This is a genomic window from Streptomyces sp. NPDC002566 (genome assembly GCF_042889585.1).
GTDB lineage: Bacteria > Actinomycetota > Actinomycetes > Streptomycetales > Streptomycetaceae > Streptomyces.
The window spans coordinates 26,649-43,582 of sequence record NZ_JBIARD010000008.1; the positions used below are offsets into that span (position 1 = coordinate 26,649).

14 protein-coding genes are annotated in these 16,934 nt (G+C 74.1%); 8 read left to right on the forward strand and 6 right to left on the reverse strand.

What is annotated here, in order from left to right:
- Positions 1-326 precede the first annotated feature (326 nt).
- From murJ to ACFYXA_RS29075, 5 genes are read left to right on the forward strand one after another with little or no spacing between them, the layout of a single operon-like run.
- Positions 327-2,123, forward strand: a complete 1,797-nt coding sequence (gene murJ / locus ACFYXA_RS29055) for a murein biosynthesis integral membrane protein MurJ (protein ID WP_389038888.1) — start codon at positions 327-329, stop codon at positions 2,121-2,123.
- A complete protein-coding gene (locus ACFYXA_RS29060) occupies positions 2,107-2,865 on the forward strand; it encodes a polysaccharide deacetylase family protein (RefSeq protein ID WP_351090821.1) in 759 nt (252 codons plus the stop codon). Before murJ ends, ACFYXA_RS29060 begins: the two co-directional genes overlap by 17 nt.
- Positions 2,862-4,028 (forward strand): glycosyltransferase, encoded by a 1,167-nt coding sequence (locus ACFYXA_RS29065; protein WP_389038377.1) that lies wholly within the window; start codon positions 2,862-2,864, stop codon positions 4,026-4,028. The genes ACFYXA_RS29060 and ACFYXA_RS29065 overlap by 4 nt, the downstream gene beginning before the upstream one ends.
- Entirely contained in the window at positions 4,025-4,708 is a 684-nt protein-coding gene (locus ACFYXA_RS29070; protein ID WP_352251919.1) for a lipopolysaccharide biosynthesis protein, read from the forward strand. Before ACFYXA_RS29065 ends, ACFYXA_RS29070 begins: the two co-directional genes overlap by 4 nt.
- Entirely contained in the window at positions 4,705-5,853 is a 1,149-nt protein-coding gene (locus tag ACFYXA_RS29075; RefSeq protein WP_389038381.1) for a GNAT family N-acetyltransferase, read from the forward strand. Before ACFYXA_RS29070 ends, ACFYXA_RS29075 begins: the two co-directional genes overlap by 4 nt.
- Positions 5,854-5,881: 28 nt before the next feature.
- On the opposite strand, the gene ACFYXA_RS29080 is transcribed toward ACFYXA_RS29075, so the two are convergent.
- Positions 5,882-7,372, reverse strand: a complete 1,491-nt coding sequence (locus ACFYXA_RS29080) for a glycosyl hydrolase (protein WP_352251915.1) — start codon at positions 7,370-7,372, stop codon at positions 5,882-5,884.
- A 163-nt stretch (positions 7,373-7,535) separates the two neighbouring features.
- Between ACFYXA_RS29080 and ACFYXA_RS29085 the strand changes: the two genes are divergently transcribed.
- A complete protein-coding gene (locus tag ACFYXA_RS29085) occupies positions 7,536-8,885 on the forward strand; it encodes an ATP-grasp domain-containing protein (protein WP_389038385.1) in 1,350 nt (449 codons plus the stop codon).
- A 54-nt stretch (positions 8,886-8,939) separates the two neighbouring features.
- Here ACFYXA_RS29085 and ACFYXA_RS29090 read toward each other — a convergent pair whose 3' ends face one another.
- Both ACFYXA_RS29090 and ACFYXA_RS29095 read right to left on the reverse strand, forming a co-directional pair.
- Positions 8,940-9,872, reverse strand: coding sequence for a chaplin (locus ACFYXA_RS29090; protein ID WP_389038388.1), 933 nt, complete (start codon positions 9,870-9,872; stop codon positions 8,940-8,942).
- A gap of 103 nt (positions 9,873-9,975) precedes the next feature.
- Complete coding sequence (locus ACFYXA_RS29095) at positions 9,976-10,203, reverse strand: chaplin (protein ID WP_389038391.1); 228 nt, start codon at positions 10,201-10,203, stop codon at positions 9,976-9,978.
- 323 nt (positions 10,204-10,526) lie between these two features.
- Here ACFYXA_RS29095 and ACFYXA_RS29100 point away from each other — a divergent pair, with 323 nt between their 5' ends.
- Positions 10,527-10,931, forward strand: a complete 405-nt coding sequence (locus ACFYXA_RS29100; protein WP_389038394.1) for a rodlin — start codon at positions 10,527-10,529, stop codon at positions 10,929-10,931.
- 256 nt (positions 10,932-11,187) lie between these two features.
- On the forward strand, positions 11,188-11,586 hold the full coding sequence (locus ACFYXA_RS29105; protein WP_389038397.1) for a rodlin: 399 nt from the start codon (positions 11,188-11,190) through the stop codon (positions 11,584-11,586).
- Positions 11,587-11,688: 102 nt separating this feature from the next.
- Here ACFYXA_RS29105 and ACFYXA_RS29110 read toward each other — a convergent pair whose 3' ends face one another.
- From ACFYXA_RS29110 to ACFYXA_RS29120, 3 genes are all read right to left on the reverse strand, one after another.
- Positions 11,689-13,209 carry a von Willebrand factor type A domain-containing protein gene (locus tag ACFYXA_RS29110; RefSeq protein ID WP_389038400.1) on the reverse strand — a complete coding sequence of 507 codons (1,521 nt, stop codon included), beginning with the start codon at positions 13,207-13,209 and terminating at the stop codon, positions 11,689-11,691.
- A gap of 147 nt (positions 13,210-13,356) precedes the next feature.
- Positions 13,357-14,229, reverse strand: a complete 873-nt coding sequence (locus ACFYXA_RS29115; protein WP_389038403.1) for an ABC transporter permease — start codon at positions 14,227-14,229, stop codon at positions 13,357-13,359.
- A gap of 2 nt (positions 14,230-14,231) precedes the next feature.
- Entirely contained in the window at positions 14,232-16,874 is a 2,643-nt protein-coding gene (locus tag ACFYXA_RS29120) for a CocE/NonD family hydrolase (protein WP_389038406.1), read from the reverse strand.
- Positions 16,875-16,934 lie beyond the last annotated feature (60 nt).

Sequence of the window (16,934 nt, forward strand, 5' to 3'; positions counted from 1 at the left end):
TCACCGTCCGCGGCGGCCCGGACGGCGACGGCGACCACTCCGGGCAGGAGGGCGCGGCGACCGCGGCCCCGACCGTGCCGGGTCGCCCGGCGCCCCGCGTGGAAGACGCCCCACCGGCCGTCCCGACCGCAGCCCCGACCATGCCGGGTGGCTCGACGCCCCGCGCGGCAGACGCCCCACCAGCCGTCCCGACCGTGCCGGGTGGCTCGACGCCCTGCGCGGAAGACGCCCCACCGGCCGTCACGACCGCGGCCCCGACAGTGCCGGGTCGCCCGGCGCCGCGCGCGGAAGACGCCCCACCGGCCGTCACGACCGCAGCCCCGACCATGCCGGGTCGCCCGGCGCCGCGCGCGGAAAACGCCCCACCGGCCGTCCCGACCGCAGCCCCGACCATGCCGGGTGGCTCGACGCCCCGCGTGGAAGACGCCCCGCCGGCCGCCCGGGCCGACCCGCGCCCCGAGAAGCCGCCCGAGGCCGCCTCATCCACCGAGGACAGCGGGTCCGAGCCCGAACTCCCCCCGGCGTCCCGGCGTTTCCTCGCCAAAGCCGCTCTCGTCACCGCCGTGCTCTCCGTCGCCGGGGCGCTGCTCGGGCTGGTGCGGGACCAGGCGCTGGCGCGGCTGTTCGGGGCGGGGCGGGACACGGACGCGTTCCTCGTGGCGTGGACCGTGCCCGAGTTCGCGGCCACGCTGCTCATCGAGGACGGGTTGGCGTTCGCGCTGATCCCGGCGTTCAGCGTGGCGCTGGCCCGGCGGGCCGAGGGCGCGCCGGGCGACCCGGTGCGCGCCCTGGTCGCCGGGACGCTGCCGCGGCTGTCGCTCGCCTTCGTCGCCGTCGGCGCCCTTCTCGTGGGCCTGGCACCGCAGTTGGTCGAGCTGCTCGCCCCCGGCCTGCCCGACCCCGGGCTCGCCGTCGACTGCACCCGGCTCACGGCGACCTGCGCGGTGAGCTTCGGGCTCGCCGGGTACTGCAGCGCGGCCCTGCGCGCGCACCGGCGGTTCGTGGCGCCCGCGGCGATCTACGTGGCGTACAACGTCGGCATCGTCACGGGGATGTTCGTCCTCGGCGGGAGCTGGGGGGTGCGGTCGGCGGCGGCCGGGGTGGCGGCCGGCGGGTTCCTGATGGTCGCCGTACAACTGCCGTCCCTCATCAAGCAGTTACGGAAGAGGGGCGCGTCCGGGCCCGCCGGTGGGGGCGGTGAGGAGCCGCGGGCGCTCGGCGGGGCCGTCGTGGCGACCGTGCTGCTGTTCGCGCTGTGCCGCCAGTCGCAGGTCCTGGTCGAGCGGTTCCTCGCCTCGCATCTGCCGTCCGGGGCGATCTCGCATCTCAACTACGCCCAGAAAGTGGCCCAGATGCCGATGATCCTGTCGGTGATGCTGTGCACGGTCACCTATCCGGTGGTCGCGCGGGCGCTGGCCGAGGGGGACGTCGAACGGGCCCGGGACCGGGTGGAGCGCGATCTGGCGCTGGCCGTCTGCGTGGTCCTGCTGGGCACGGCCGTGGTGGTGGCCTGCGCACCGCAGATCATCGAAGTCCTCTTCCAGCGGGGCGCGTTCACCGCGCGGGACACGGCGGCCACGGCCGGTGTGATGCGGGTGTACGCGCTCGGGCTGCTCGGCCAGACCATGGTCGGCGTGCTGGCCCGCTCGTACTTCTCGGCGGGCCGCGCCGCCTGGTACCCGTTCGGCGCGATGGCCGTCGGCATCGTCGTGACCGCCTGGTCCGGCGTGCTCGCCGTCGGCCCTTGGGGCGTGTACGGGATCGCCGCCGCCAACGCGGCCGGGATCACCGTCACCGCCCTGGTGCTGCTCGCCGGCGCGCCCGCCGCGCTGCCCGGGCTGCGCTCGGGGCGGCACGGCCTCCCGCGCTGTGTGCCGATCCGCGTCCGGCCCGTGCTGGGCGAGCTGAGCCGCCCGCTGCGGGCGGCGGCGCTCGCCACGCCCGCCGGGGCGTTCACCGCGAGCCGGATCGACGGCGCGATACCCGCGCTCGCCGCCGGAACGCTCGTCGTCACCGCCGTCTTCCTGCTGGTCGGCCGGGCCCTGAACGCCCAGGGCGTCGACACCGCACTCCGTTTCGTCCGTTCCGCGACCCGAAGGCTCCCGCATGTCCGTTCCCGCTGACACCGCCCGACGACCGGCCCCGGCGCCAGGACCGGCCCCCTGGGTGGCGATGTACCACTCCGTGGGCGACTGCTCCGACGACCCCTACCGCATCACGGTCACCCCCGAACGCCTCGACCGGCAGCTGGCCTGGCTGACCCGGCGGGGCCTGAGGGGCGTGTCCGTGCGCGAGCTGCTCGCCGCCCGCGCGCGCGGCGAGGGCCGCGACCTGGTCGGCCTCACCTTCGACGACGGATACGCCGACTTCCTCACCGGCGCCCTGCCCGTGCTGCGCCGCCATTCCTGCACGGCCACCCTGTTCGTGCTGCCCGGCCGGTACGGCGGCGACAACGCCTGGGACCCGCTGGGCCCGCGCAAGCCGCTGCTGACCGCCGACGGCATCCGGGAGGCCGCCGCCGAGGGCGTCGAGATCGGCTCGCACGGACTGGTCCACCTCGACCTGACGAAGGCCGACGACCCCACGCTGGCCTCGGAGACCGTGGAGAGCCGGATCGCGCTGGCCGAGCTGCTCGGCGTCGACGTCGACGGCTTCTGCTACCCGTACGGCATCGTCGACCGGCGGGCCGTGGACGCCGTGCGCGAGGCGGGGTACGCGTACGCGTGCGCGATCGACCCGGGTCCGCTGAACGGGGTGCACGCCCTGCCCCGGGTGCACGTCGGGCAGAACGATACCTCCGCCCGGCTGTTCCTGAAGTACCGGCTGCACCGGCTGCGCCGGCGTCCCGTGGAGGGGCTGCGGTGAAGGCCCTGCACATCATCACGGGGCTCGGCGTCGGCGGGGCCGAGCAGCAACTTCGGCTGCTGCTGCGGCACTTGCCCGTCGACTGCGACGTCGTGACGCTGACCAACCCGGGGGCGGTGGCCGAGGGGCTGACCGCGGACGGCGTGCGCGTCGTCCACCTCGGCATGACCGGCAACCGCGACCTGGCCGCCCTGCCCCGCCTGGCCCGCCTCGTCCGCTCCGGCGGCTACGACCTCGTCCACACCCACCTGTACCGGGCCTGTCTGTACGGCCGTCTCGCGGCGCGGCTCGCGGGCGTGCGCGCCGTCGTCGCCACCGAACACTCCCTGGGCGACTCGCAGATGGAGGGCCGTCCGCTCACCCGGGGCGTCCGCGCGCTCTACCTCGCCGGGGAGCGCCTCGGCCACGCCACGGTCGCCGTCTCCCCCACGGTCGCCGGCCGCCTGCACCGCTGGGGCGTCCCGCCGGCCCGCGTCGGCGTCGTCCCCAACGGCATCGACCTGGCCCGGTTCCGCTTCGACCCGGGCCGCCGCCACCGCACCCGGCGCCACCTCGGCCTGCCGGACCACGCCTACGTCGTCGGCTGCGTCGGCCGGCTCCACCCGGGCAAGCGCTTCGACGTCGCCATCCGCGCACTCGTCGAACTCCCGTCCCACGTACGCCTGTTGCTGGTCGGCGGCGGCCCCGAGGAAGGCGCGCTGCGCCGCACCGCGCACGAGTGCGGCGTCGCCGGCCGCGTCCTGTTCGCCGGCGAGCGTCCCTACGCCCCCGACGGCGGCCCCGGCCCCGACCTGGCGTCCCTCACCTGCGCGATGGACGTGCTCGCCGCCCCGTCGCCGGAGGAGGCGTTCGGCCTGGCGGTCGTCGAGGGCCTCGCGTCGGGACTGCCCGCGGTGTACGCCTCGTGCCCCGCGCTGGAGGACCTGCCCGCGCGCAGCGCGCCCGACGCCCGGCGCGTCACCGGCGGGCAGCGGGCGTTCACGCGGGCGCTGGCCGAGGCGCACGCCCGGGGCCCGCGCCCGCGCACGGTCGCCGAGGCCGCCCGCCACTACGACATCACCCGCAGCGCCGCCCTCCTCATGGACGTGTACGCGGCCGCCCTGTCCCGCAAGCCCCTGTCGTCCCCGTCGTCCCCTTCTTCTCAGGGAGTCACTTCCGCATGACCGAGAACTCCGTCCGCCCGACCCGCCCGGCCGGCGCCGCCACGCGCCGCTCCAGGGCGCTTCCGCCCTGGTCCCTGCTCGCCGTGGGCGCCCTCGCGGGCGGCCTGGCCGGCGGGGCGTACGGCGCCCTGAAGCCGCCCGTGTACACGGCCACCGCCTATGTCGTCGCCGTCCCCACCGCGAAGTCGGACCCGGCGTCCGCGCTGGGCTTCGCCCAGGCCTACGGCCGGGTCGCCACCCAGCTCGCGGTGCTCGGGGACGCCCAGGTCTGGGCGGGGGTGCCGGCGCGGACGCTGCGCGACAGCGTGCAGACGGCGACCTCGCCGGACGCGCCGATGGTCGCGATCACCGCGACCTCCTCCCGCCCCGACCAGGCCGCCGACATGGCCAACGCGGTGTCGCGGGCGATGACCCGGCACGCGAAGGACTCGGTGGCCGCCACCAACGTCGAACTCCAGCAGTTCGCGCGCGCCGTCAAGCCGACCGAGCCGTCCTCGGCGTCCCCGACGGTGACCGCCCTGGTCGGGGCGAGCGCGGGCGGGCTGCTCGGCGGGCTGGCGCTGCTGGTGCGGCCGAAGCGGAAACGCGCGGACGACGTGGAAGCGGACCGGGAGGAGCCCGGCCGCCCGGCCGCGGTGCCCGGTCCCGCGCTCGCCGGCGACACCCGCGGAGCGCTGTGAAACCGGCGTACACGACACAGGTCGTCACCGACGAGAAGGCGTTCGCGGCCCTCGCCCCCGCCTGGGGCGAGCTGTACGGGAGGTGCGCCGCGGCCACCCCCTTCCAGAGCCACGCCTGGCTGCACTCGTGGTGGCTGTCGTACGGCAGGCGCGGCCGGCTGCGGGTGCTGGCCGTGCGCGACGCGGGCGGCGAACTCCTCGCCGTGGCCCCGCTGATGGCGGTGCGCCGCCCGCTGCCCACGCTCGTGCCGCTCGGCGGGGCGATCTCCGACTACGGGGACGTGCTGGTCGACGACGAGCGCGGCGAGACGGCCGTGGAGGCGCTCACCGAGGGACTGTCGGCGGCCGCCCGCACCGCGCTGATCGACTTCCGCGAGGTGCGGCCGGGCGGCGCGGTGGAGCAGGTGTACGAGCGCTGGCGCGGGCCCCGGCGGCGGGTGAGCGACTCGGTGTGCCTGGAGCTGCCGGCCGTCGCGATGGACGAGCTGGTGGCCCGGCTGCCGTCGGCGAAGGCCCAGCAGCGGGTGCGGGCCAAGCTGCGCAAGCTGACCGCGCTCGGCGTCGAACGCCGGGTGGTGCGCGCCGACGGCGTCGAGCCGGCGGTACGGCGTCTGCTGGACCTGCACCGGCTGCAGTGGCAGGGGCGCAAGGTGACGGGCGAGCACCTCCAGTCGCGGTTCCGCGAGCATCTGGTGCGCTCGGTCGGGCCGATGGTGCGCTCGGGGGACGCGGTGGTCACCGAGTTCCGGCTCGACGACGACGTGGTGGCCGTCGACCTGACCCTGCTGTCACGCCGCCTGGCGGGCGGCTATCTCTACGGCGCGCACCCCCGGTTGCGCGAGTGCAAGGCGGACGTGGCGGTGATGCTGCTGGACGCGTGCTCCGAGCACACCCGCGGCGGCGGGCGCGGCACGCTGAGCCTGCTGCGCGGCAACGAGCCGTACAAGCACCACTGGCGTCCCGAACCGGTCGTCAACCAGCGGCTGCTGCTGGCCCGTCGGCGCACCGCCCCGCTGATCTCGGCGGTGACGGGCGATGTCGCGGCGCGGCGACGCGGCAAGGAGCTGCTGCGCCGCTGGGAGGAGCAGCGGGAGCAGCGCAGGCGGCGGGCGGAGAAGGGGCGTGACGGTGGCGGCGGGTCCTGACACGGGCCGGCCGCCGCCGAGTCCCCGCTCAGCGGTCGCGCGACCACCGGGCCGCGGGGAGGCACAACTTGCCGCCGATCCACCGCTCCACCCAGTCCCCGAGGTCCAACTGCGGGCAGTCGGAGGCGGGTTGGAAAGTCACCGGCGTCGGCTTCTGCGGTGCCTCCTTCGCCGGTTCCGGGGTGGGCGCCACCGGTGCGACCTCCTGTGTTGCGCCGGGGAGCGGCGTGCTCAGGGGGGCCGGACCGCCGCTCGGTCCTTCGGCCGGCCCTTCGGCCGGCCCTTCGGGGCGGCCGGAGAGCAGCGAGCGGTAGACGTGCGACGCCATCGGGTTCTGCCCGCACTGCCACACGCCGTGCGGGCAGTAGTCGGTCAGCGTGTTGTACAGCGGCCTGTGCTGACCGATCCAGCCGAGCATGCTCCGCATGTACTCGGGATTGTCGCCGTTGCGGAACAGCCCCCATTCGGGATAGGAAATGGGCTTGCCGTGGCTCTTGGCGAAATCCACATGCGCCTGGAGTCCGTAGGGTTCTTGCACCTGTTGGTCGAACGGCATTCCGGCCGGCTGGTCGTAGGAATCCATTCCGATGATGTCGACGGTGTCGTCACCCGGGTAGCACCGGGTCCAGGCGACCGCGTCGAGGCCGCGGTTCGGTGTGAAGTCGAACTTGAACCTCTGGCCCGGCACCGCCCGCATGGCGGTGACGACCCGGTTCCAGTAGGCCTTCCACGCCTCCGGGTCCGGCCCGCAGCGATGGGTGTAGGTGTTGCCGTTCATCTCCCAGCCGAGCACGATCACCGTGTCCGGCGCGTTCAGCCCGACCAGCCGCTCGGCCAGCCGGCGGAAGTGATGGTCGAAGGCGCCGGCCGCACCCAGCCGCAGCAGGATTCGCACTTCGCCGTCGGAGACGCCCGCCTCGTTGCGCTCCAGCATGGGGACGTTGAGGACGAGCATCCGGTCGTCCTTCTCCTTTCGCCAGTTCGCCCACGCGTCGAGGAAGCCGGGCCGGCCCTCGATGTTGCTCCACCGGTCGCCCGGCAAGTACGTGTGCCCGACGCGGAGTTCGGTGCCGCCCAGCCAGGCGCTGAGCTGGGCGATCCGGGCCACGCCCAGGGGGCCGTAGTCGAGGTAGGCGCCGAAGGCGGTGCCGGACGCGGCGGGCGAGGCCGGTGCCGCGCTCCCGCCCGGGGAGGCCGCGGCGGGGCTCTGCGGGGGGTCCGCGGCAGGGCTCTGCTCGGGGGCGGGGGCGGCGGGGCTCTGCTCGGGGGCGGGGGCGGCAGGGCTCTGCTCGGGGATGGGTACGGCGGGGCTCTGCTCGGGGATGGGGGGCGGCCCCGGGGCCGGCTCGGCGGCCGTCACGAGGGGCTCGGGGAGAGATCCGGCGGAGGGAGCGGCGGCCCGTGCCACCCCCGCGCCCGCGGCGAGTCCAGGACCGGACGCCAGCGCCGCCGTCATCGCCACCGCCGCCGTCACGACGGCGAGCCGTCGGGACGGGGCGCGTCGCTGCTGTGGGGCCATACCTGCTCCTTTCTCCACTCTCACGCGGAACCGCGTGCTGATTTCCAATGACTGACAGTTAGTCATATGTAAGTCAGATGAAAAGGAATCACGCCACCGCCGTTACGGCTTTCGAGTGCACTGATCGCCCGCACCGGTGAACCGACCCGAAGGAAAGAGCCCCGTGTCGCTGCTCGACACCCGAGTCCCCGCCGTACTGCTGCGAATCGACCGGAACCCCTTTCACCACGGAACGCTGGGCGCGGTCCGTTCCCTCGGCCGAGCCGGAGCGGACGTGCACGTGGTCGCCGAGATGACGGGGAGCCCGATCCGCAAGTCGCGCCACGTGCGGCGGCTGCACCCCCCGCCGGCGCCGGGCGCCTCCCCCGAGGAGATCGTGGCCCTGCTGCTGCGGGTGGCCGCCCGCATCGAACGGCCCGCCGTGCTGATCCCCATGGACGACGCCGGCGCCGTCGCCGTGAGTCGGCTGCGCACGGAGCTGACCCCCGCCTACCTGCTGCCCCAGCAGTCCCCGACGCTTCCCGAACGCGTCGCCGACAAAAGCGAGTTGGCGCAGATGTGCGCGGCCGCGGACGTCGCTCACCCGTGCACCTTCCTCCCGGAGAGCTCCGAGCAGGCCGTCTCCGCCGCCCGGCGGCTCGGGTTCCCGCTGGTGGCGAAGTGGAGCCGGCCCTGGCTGCTGCCCACCGGATCGGGACTGCGCAGCACGTCGGTGCTGCGCTCCGCGCAGGAGGTGCGGGAGCTGTACCTGCGGCGCGAGGAGGCCGGCAGCCGGCTCCTGCTCCAGGAGTTCCTGCCGCCGGGCGACCACCGCGACTGGTTCTTCCACGGGTACGCCGACCGCTCGGGCGTGATGCGCGCCGGCGGCACGGGCCGCAAGCTGAGCGCCTGGCCGCGCGGGGCCGGTCTGACGGCGGTGGGCGAGTGGGTCCCGAACGCCACCGTGCGGGAGCAGTCCGAGCGGCTCGCCGAGCGGCTCGGCTACCGCGGCATCCTCGACCTCGACTACCGCCGCTGCGGCACGACCGGCCGCTATCACCTGCTCGACTTCAACCCGCGGCCCGGGGCGCAGTTCCGGCTCTTCACCGACACCGCCGGGCTGGACGTCGTACGCGCGCAGCACCTGGACCTGACGTACCGGCCCCTGCCGGAGGGGGAGGCGCGGCCGGGGCGGGCGTTCGTGGTGGAGAACTACGCGCCGCTGTCGGCGCTGCGCCGGGTCCGTACCGACCGGGAGCTGGCCTGGTACGCGGGGGACGACGCGGCTGCCGGCCGTGCGATGTGGGCGCTGTGGTGCGCCCATGTCACCCGGCGGCTGTGGGGGCGGCTGCGGCGTACCGGACCGGGGCCCGTGCCGGGGCCGGAAGCGGGTTTCGCTGCGGGGGCCTGTGGTGAGGTTCCTCCGCGTGTGATCCGGCGGGGGGCGGTCCGTGAGGGTTCGCCGCAGACGGGGCTGCCCGGCGTGCCGGACGCGGGCGGTCACGCCGACGACGAGAAGGCGGGGAGCTGCTGAAGCTCCCCGCCTCGCCGTACGAAAGGGTGCCGGGGGCGTCCGGCGCCCGTGCGGTCAGCGCCGGGAGGCGGCCCGGCCCCGTCGGTAGAGCAGCGCGCCCGCGGTGATCAGCGCCGCGCTCACGCCGGAAGCGGCGAGCAGACTCTCGCTGCCGGTCTCGGGCAGTTGCGGACGAGGCTCGTTGTTCTCCTCGCCGGGCGGAGTGCCGTGGTCGTCGTCACCGGGGGGCGGGGGGTCATGCGGCGTGGTGTGCCCGCCCTCCGGGGGCGTGACGGGTCCGCCGGGGGGCGGGGGCGTCGACCCGTAGCCCGAGTCGTCGTCATCGCCGTAACCGGGGCCGTCGTCACTGCCGTAACCCGAGTCGTCGTCGCTGCCGTAACCGGAGTCGTCGTCCCCGTAGCCCGGGCCGTCGTCGCTGCCGTAGCCCGAGTCGTCGTCATCGCCGTGACCGGGGCCGTCGTCACCGCCGTAACCCGGGTCGCCGTCGTTGTGACCGCCGTATCCCGGATCCTTGTCGCCGCCCTGGCCCGGGTCGCCGTAACCCGATTCGTCGTCTTCGTGATGTGAGTTTCCGTAACCCGGGTCGCCGTAGCCCGGGTCGGCGTCGTCCGAGTCCGCGTCGGCCCCGGCGGAGGTGGCCTCTTCGGCGCGGGCCGCGCCGTCGGCCGGGGCGGAAGTGCTCGCGTCCTCGGCGGTGTTCGCCTCGTCGGAGGTGTCTGCGGCGTCCGAGGTGCTCGTCTCGTCGGAGGTGTCCGCGCAGAAGTCGCCGAGGGCCTGGCCGAACGCGGCGGCGAGACCGGCCGTGTCGCCGCACAGGCTCGCCGGCAGGGTCACCGGGGACTGGACGCCGGCGCCCGACACGGCGCCGGGCGAGCCCGTGGTGGTCCCGTCCGCGGACGAGTCGGCATAGGCGGCGCCGCCGCACAGGGACAGAAGACTCGTCGCGGCGGCCGCCGCGATCATTCCCCTGGTCAGGGTCTGTCGCATCTGATCGTCTTCCTGGTGGGAGAAACGGGAAAGGCCGACCTGGAACAAGGGAGCAGTCGTCCAAGGCCGGCCTCGACCCAGCCGTCGGCTGGTGGGGGCATCGTCAGTCGTTGACGCACAGGGTGCCGAAAGCCGGGCTCAGCAGGCCGGTCGCACCGAACGTGTTCCCGCAGACGTTCGTCTGGGTGTGGAACGAGAACTGCGTCACGTTGCCGGAGAGGAACCCGGGGGAACCGATGGCCACAGCTTCGGCGGTGGAGTCCGCGAAGGCAGGGGCGGCTCCGCCCAGACCCAGAATCAGGCCCGCGACGACGGCGGCAGTCTTCTTCATGACGTTCCCTTCTGTGCGGTCATGCCTGGCGGTCGAAACCGAGCGAGCGCAGCCGGATCAGCTCGCACCATGACCTGCAGGCTGCACACGACAGATAGACGGCGGAGGAAGCCGGTGAACGGGGGTCGCAGGTCAATTCACCCGAACGCGTTCGCGGCGTTCATACGACTGGGCCCCCTGGGGAGGGAAACGATTCACGGCGAACGGACGGCGCATCGGTGGTCCGGTGTGAGCCATCGGGGTGAATCACAGCAACCAAGCCCGCCCGGCCGAGTTGACCAAGACGCTCCGGTGGACGGGGTTTTTTCAGAAGGGACAAGCAAGTGATCAAGAAGGTTCTGGCCGCCGTCACGGTCGCCGCCTCCGCCATGGGCGCCTCCGTCGCGGTCGCGGCCCCGGCGCTCGCCATCGGCAACGACAGCGGCACCACGTCCGCCAGCGGCAACGGCGCCTCCCAGGTGTTCGGCAACTCGGCCACCTACGGCAACATGAGCCCGCAGATGGCGCTCGTCCAGGGCTCCTTCAACAAGCCCTGCATCGGTCTGCCGGCCAAGCTCAACACCCAGGCGGTGACCACGGTGATCGGTGCCCAGGACGTCCCGATCCTCTCCGCCCCGCAGAACCAGCAGTGCGTCGAGAACTCCACCCAGGCCAAGGGCGACGAGCCGCTGTCGCACATCCTGGACGACCTCGCGCTCTTCTCGGGCAACGGCTTGGGGAACGAGTGACGGTCTGACCGTACGACCGACGAGGTGAACGGGCTCGTCCTCCGAGCCCTCGGGGCCGTTTCCGGGCCCCGGCAGCGGGCCGCCGATCGACCGGCGGCCCGCTGCTTCGTGTGCGCGCTCGCGTCGGTGAGGGGCGCATGCGCGGGTACGCCGATGCGCTGGGCCGATCGGGGCACAGCACGCAACCCGGGCCGGTGTCCCGACGTTGACCAGCACGCAACTCCTCACCGGAGTCCGCTTTTCGAAGGGAACGAACATGAAGAAGCTGTGGGCAACCGCGGCTGTCGCCGCCTCGCTCGCCGGATTCACGGCGGTGACCGCCCCCCAGGCTCTCGCCATCGGTGACGACAGCGGCACCACCTCGGCCAGCGGCAACGGCGCCAGGTCGGAGTTCGGCAACTCGTCCACGTCCGGCGACATGAGCCCGCAGCTCTCGCTGGTCCAGGGCTCGCTGAACAAGCCGTGCCTCGGCATTCCCGTGAAGGTCAACACTCAGGGCGCCAGCCCCGTCGCCCTGCAGGACGTCCCGATCCTCTCGGCCCCGCAGAACCAGCAGTGCGTCGAGAACTCCACCCAGGCCAAGGGCGACGAGCCGCTGTCGCACATCCTGGACGACATCTCGCTCCTGACCGGCAACGGTGCGCGCAACGGCTGAGCCCCTTCGGCGCCGCGACGGCGGGTCACCGGTCCTCCGGTGGCCCGCCGTTCCCGTGCGCCCCGACGTGCCGAGCCGCGGCGTCCGTCGCGGGCCACAGCGTCAGCCGCGGAGCCTGCTCGCCTCGCCGATGGCCTTGGCGAGGGCCCGTACTTCCTCGTCCTCCGTCTTCTTCGCGAGGCCGTCGGCGCGCTCCTTCAGCCGGCTCAAGGGAGGGGAGTCCGGCAAGACACCGCTCCCGCCGACTCCTTGACGCAGGAGGTCGGCGAAGTAGGCGGCGGTCACGGTGATTTGGAAGCGAGTGGGGGCGTCGGCAAGGGAGTCGTGCAGGGCGGCGGTCTCCAGGCGGCCCGAGGTCTCGTGCGGGGCGCGCGTGGCGGGGTCGAGCCAGCGGACGGTGGCCGTGGCGAGGCGGCCCCGCGCGCCCGGCGCAGTGCGGACGGCGTAGAGGGCGGTGACCGTGTGGCCGGGTCCGACCTCGCCGCCGTCGACACGGTCGTCGCGGAAGTCCTCGTCGGTGACCCGGCGGTTGTCGTAGCCGACGAGCCGGAACTCCTCGACCGTGTGCGGGTCGAAGGCGACCTGCGCCTTGGCGTCACGGGCGGTGAGGTCCACGTTCCGCGGCAGTTGCTCGGCGAAGACCTTCTCGGCGTCCTTCTCGTCCGACACGTAGACGGTGTGGCCGTCGCCCTTGTCGGCGAGACGTTCCATGAGGGCGTCGCCGTAGTCGCTGCCGACACCGACGCCGAACAGCGTGACGCCGTGCTCGCGACGGGCCGTGGAGACGCGTTCCAGGATGGAATCGGCGTCGGTGTCACCGGTGTTGGCGAGGGCGTCGGAGACGAGGACGACCCGGTTGGCGGCGCCCTCGCGCAGACCCTCGACCGCGGTGGCGTAGCCGGTCTCGACGCCCGCGCCGAGGTTGGTCGAGTCGGCGGGCTCCAGGCTGTCGATGGCGTCGTGCACGCGGGCGCGGTCACCCGCGTCGCCGAGCCGGGTCATCGGCAGGACGGTCTCGGCCTCCTCGCTGAAGGTGACGAGGGCGACGGAGTCGTCGTCGCGCAGGCGGTCGGTCATGGTGCCGAGGGCCCGCTGGGCGAGGTCGAGGCGTCCGGGTTCGGCCATCGAGCCGGAGATGTCGATGACGAAGGTGAGGGCGGCGGGCGGGCGTTCGCCCGTGCTGCTCGCGGTGCGGGTGGCCAGGCCGACACGGACCAGGGACCAGTCGTCCTCGCCGGTGCGGGCGCCGTCGACGGTCACGGAGAAGCCGTCGCCGTCGGGGCGTTCGTAGTCCTGGCGGAAGCTGTTGACGAACTCCTCCGGGCGGATCGTCGACGGCTCGGGCAGGTCGCCGTCGGCGAGGGCGCGGCGCGCGTAGCCGTAGGAGGCGGTGTCGACGTCGAGGGCGAAGGTGGACAGGCGGCCGGCGGACGGGTCGTCTCCCCGGGCGGTGCCGTCGCCCTCCGGGCGGGGCGCGCCCGGGGCCGGGAAGCCGCCGCCGTGGTCGGCCCGTTGGGCGCCGCCCCGGTCCGAGGCGCCCGAGCCGCCCGCGGCGCAGCCGGTGAGCAGCGCCAGCGCGGCGGCCGCGCCGGCGAGCAGTCGTCGCGTCCGGTGGTGGTCCATCTCCCGTGCCCCCTTGGTCCGTTGACGTCGCCGTACGTGACTGTGACGGCGCGGGAGCCCGGAACGTGCGTCACGGGGCGTTGCGGAAGGGTCTCGAAGAGGGCACGGTGACCGCCCGTCGAGACCGGCGGGTGATCTTCCGTTGACCTAGGAGACGACGTCCTTGCGGGCGAAACCCCTGAAGGCCAGGGCGAACAGCACGAGCGCGTACGTTATCGACAGGGACATGCCCTGGATCATGTCGGTCCAGTCGAGCTGGGGCCGTACGGCGTCGAGCCAGGCGTACTGCCAGTGCGCGGGCAGGAAGTGGCGCCAGTCGCCGAGGGCCGTCACCTCGTCGAGGACGTTGCCGACGATGGTCAGCCCGACCGCGCCGCCGACCGCGCCGAGCGGGGCGTCGGTCTTGGTGGAGAGCCAGAACGCGAGGGCGGCGGTGACCAGTTGGGACACGAAGATGTACGCCACGGTGACGGCCAGGCGCTGGGCGGCGGTGCCCGCGGGCATCGAGCCGCCGGTGGGCAGTTCCAGCGGGCCCCAGCCGTAGGCGGCCGTGCCGACGGCGAGGGCGACCACGGGCAGCAGCACCATCGCCACCAGGCTGAGGCCGAGCCCGACGACGAGCTTGGACCACAGCAGGCGGGCGCGGGGCACGGGGGCGGCGAGCAGATAGCGCAGCGAGGACCAGCCGGCCTCGGAGGCGACGGTGTCGCCGCAGAACAGCGCGACGGGGATGACCAGCAGGAAGCCCGCCGCGGCGAACAGGTTCACCGCGGCGAAGTTGGTGCCGGACAGCGTCGCCGTGTCCATCAGGTTGACGCGGTTGTTGCCGGAGCCGGGGCCGCCGCCCACCTGGAAGGCGACGAGCAGCACGAACGGCAGGGCGAACAGGACGCCGCCCATGACCATGGTGCGGCGCCGCTTGAGCTGGCGGACCAGCTCGACCCGGAGGGGCAGCGTGCGTCCGGCGCGGTAGCCGTCGGCGACCTCGACGGGCTCGGCGCGGTCGGTCACCGTGCTCATCTTCAGTCTCCGATCAGGGTGAGGAAGGCGTCTTCGAGGCGGCGGTGCGGGCCGACCGACTCCACCGGCACCTCCAGGCGCACGAGTTCGGCGACCAGGCCCGACGCGCTGCCGCCGGCGTCGAGGCGGACCAGCAGTCCGGCGTCGGCGCGGACGGCCGAGGCCACGCCGGGCAGCGCCGCGACCTTGTCGACGACCGGGTCGTCCACGGGCGTCGCCGTGCCGACGAGGAGGGTGTCGCCGGAGCCGACGATCTCGGCGACCGGGCCGGCCTGGACGAGCTGCCCATGGTCCATGACGACCAGGTGCGTGCAGGACTGCTCCACCTCGGACAGAAGATGGCTGGAGACGATCACCGTGCGGCCGGCCGCCGCGTAGCGGATCATCACCTCGCGCATCTCGCGGATCTGGGGCGGGTCGAGTCCGTTGGTCGGCTCGTCGAGGATGAGCAGGTCGGGCAGGCCCAGCATGGCCTGGGCGATGGCGAGGCGCTGGCGCATGCCCTGGGAGTACGTGCGCACCGCGCGGGCGAGGGCGTCGCCGAGGCCCGCGATCTCCAGGGCCTCCTCCAGGTGGGCGTCCTGCGGCGGGCGGCCGGTGGCCCGCCAGTACAGGTCGAGGTTCTCGCGGCCGGTGAGGTGCGGGAGGAAGCCCGCGCCCTCGACGAACGCGCCGACCCGGGACAGGACAGGAGCGCCGGGCGCGATGGCGTGCCCGAAGACGCGGATCTCGCCGCCGTCCGGCCTGATGAGCCCCATCAGCATGCGCAGGGTGGTCGTCTTGCCGGCGCCGTTGGGGCCGAGCAGTCCGAGCACCTGGCCCTTCTCGACGCGGAAGGACAGGTCCTTGACGGCGTAGCGGTCGGCCGCCTTGGCGTACCGCTTGCTCAGGCCGGTGATCTGGAGGGGCACGTCGGCCAGCGCCGGGTCCGCCGGGGCGGGCGCGGCGGTGCGGCGGCGGGCGGTCAGCAGTAGGGCGAGGGCGACGCCCGCGCCGGCGAGCGGCAGCCACCACACCCATGCAGGCAGCGCGGGCGGGACGTCGGACCGGCTGAGGGCGGTCGGCACCGTCAGGTCGCTCTTCAGGGAGACGGTGTACGTCGCCGGGGCCGCCGGGGAGGCGTAGCCGAGGTCGGTGGAGGCGAGGACGAGGCGCAGGCGGTGGCCGTCGTCCACCTCGTGGTCGATCGCGGGCAGGGTGAGCGTGACGTCCTTGCCGGTCTTGGCGCCCGTGACGCGGACGGGCTGCACCAGCTGGGACGGCAGCACCTGCTGCCGCTGACCGCCGGGGCCGACGTCGTACACCTTGGCGAAGAGCACGGCGTCGTCGGCCGTCGACTTCACGTGGACGGTGACCTCGGGCGAGCCGGTGATGCGGACGTCGTCGCGGAAGGGCGCCGACTCGAAGGCGGCGAACTGGCCGGGGAAGTCGAGGGAGACGCCGACTCCGAGGGAGGACAGCTGGGAGAGGCCGCTGCCCGCGCCGAGGCCGGGCAGGGCCGACACGGCGGGCGGGGAGGCGCCGGCCGGGTTGTCGACGCGCTGCTCGCGTCCGCTGAGCGGGACCTGGCGGGGTTTGCCGTCCAGGCCGGGGTAGCTGTCGGCGCTCACTCCGCGCAGACGGGGTTCGCCGTCGCCGGTGCCGGTGCCGGTGCCGAGGGTGCGGGTGACGCGGAAGGCAGGGCCCGTGTCGGCGCTCTTGTCGTCCTTGAGGTACCGGTCGAACCAGTCGGTGACGCGGGCTTGGACGCGCCCGCTCTCCATGTCCCCGCCGTCGTGACCGCCCGCGATCCAGTCGACGTCGACGGGGGCGCCGTTGGCCTTGATCGCCTTCGCGGCGGCGTCGGACTGGGCGAGCGTGAAGAGGGAGTCGGTCTGCCCCTGGAAGAGGAGGGTGGGCACCTTGATGCGGTCGCCGACGGCGGACGGCGAACGCTCTTCGAGCAGTCGGCGTGCGGCCTCGTCCGGGACGCCCGACTCGGCGACCCGCTGGTACATCGCGCACAGCGCGGGCTCGAACCGGTCGCAGCCCCCGCCGCTGTTGAAGAACACGCCGGCCCACAGCTTCTTGAACACGCCGTCGGGGAACAGGGCGTCGGCGAGGTTCCAGTAGGTGATCGACGGGGCGATGGCGTCGACCCGGCTGTCGTGTCCGGCGGCCAGCAGCGAGACGGCGCCGCCGTAGGAACCGCCGGCCATGCCGACGCGGGGGTCGCCCGCCTTGTCGAGCCGCACCTGCGGCTGCTTGGCCAGCCAGTCGATCAGCTTCGAGACGTCGGCGACCTCGGCCTTCGGGTCGTTGATCCCGATCCGCCCGGTGGACCTGCCGAACCCGCGCGCGGACCAGGTCAGCACGGCGTACCCGTCGCGCGCGAGATCCTCGGCCTGCCGCCGCACGTCGTCCTTGCTGCCCCCGAAGCCGTGCGCGAGCAGCACGGCGGGCCGACGGCCGTCGCCGCCTGCGGTGAAGTACGAGGTGTCGAGCCGGACTCCGCCGCCCATGTCCATGACCTGCTCGGCCCGCCGCACCTTCGGCGGGTCGTCGTCGGCGACGGCCGTCCAGGTCCCCGCACCGACGAGCACGACGACGGCGGCGGCGGCGCCGACGAGCGCACGCCGGGACCGCCCGAGCAGTCGAAGATCCATGCTTCAACGGTACGGGGTCAACCTGTCGGAGAGTTGTCACCCGAAGACCGAAGCCGGGGT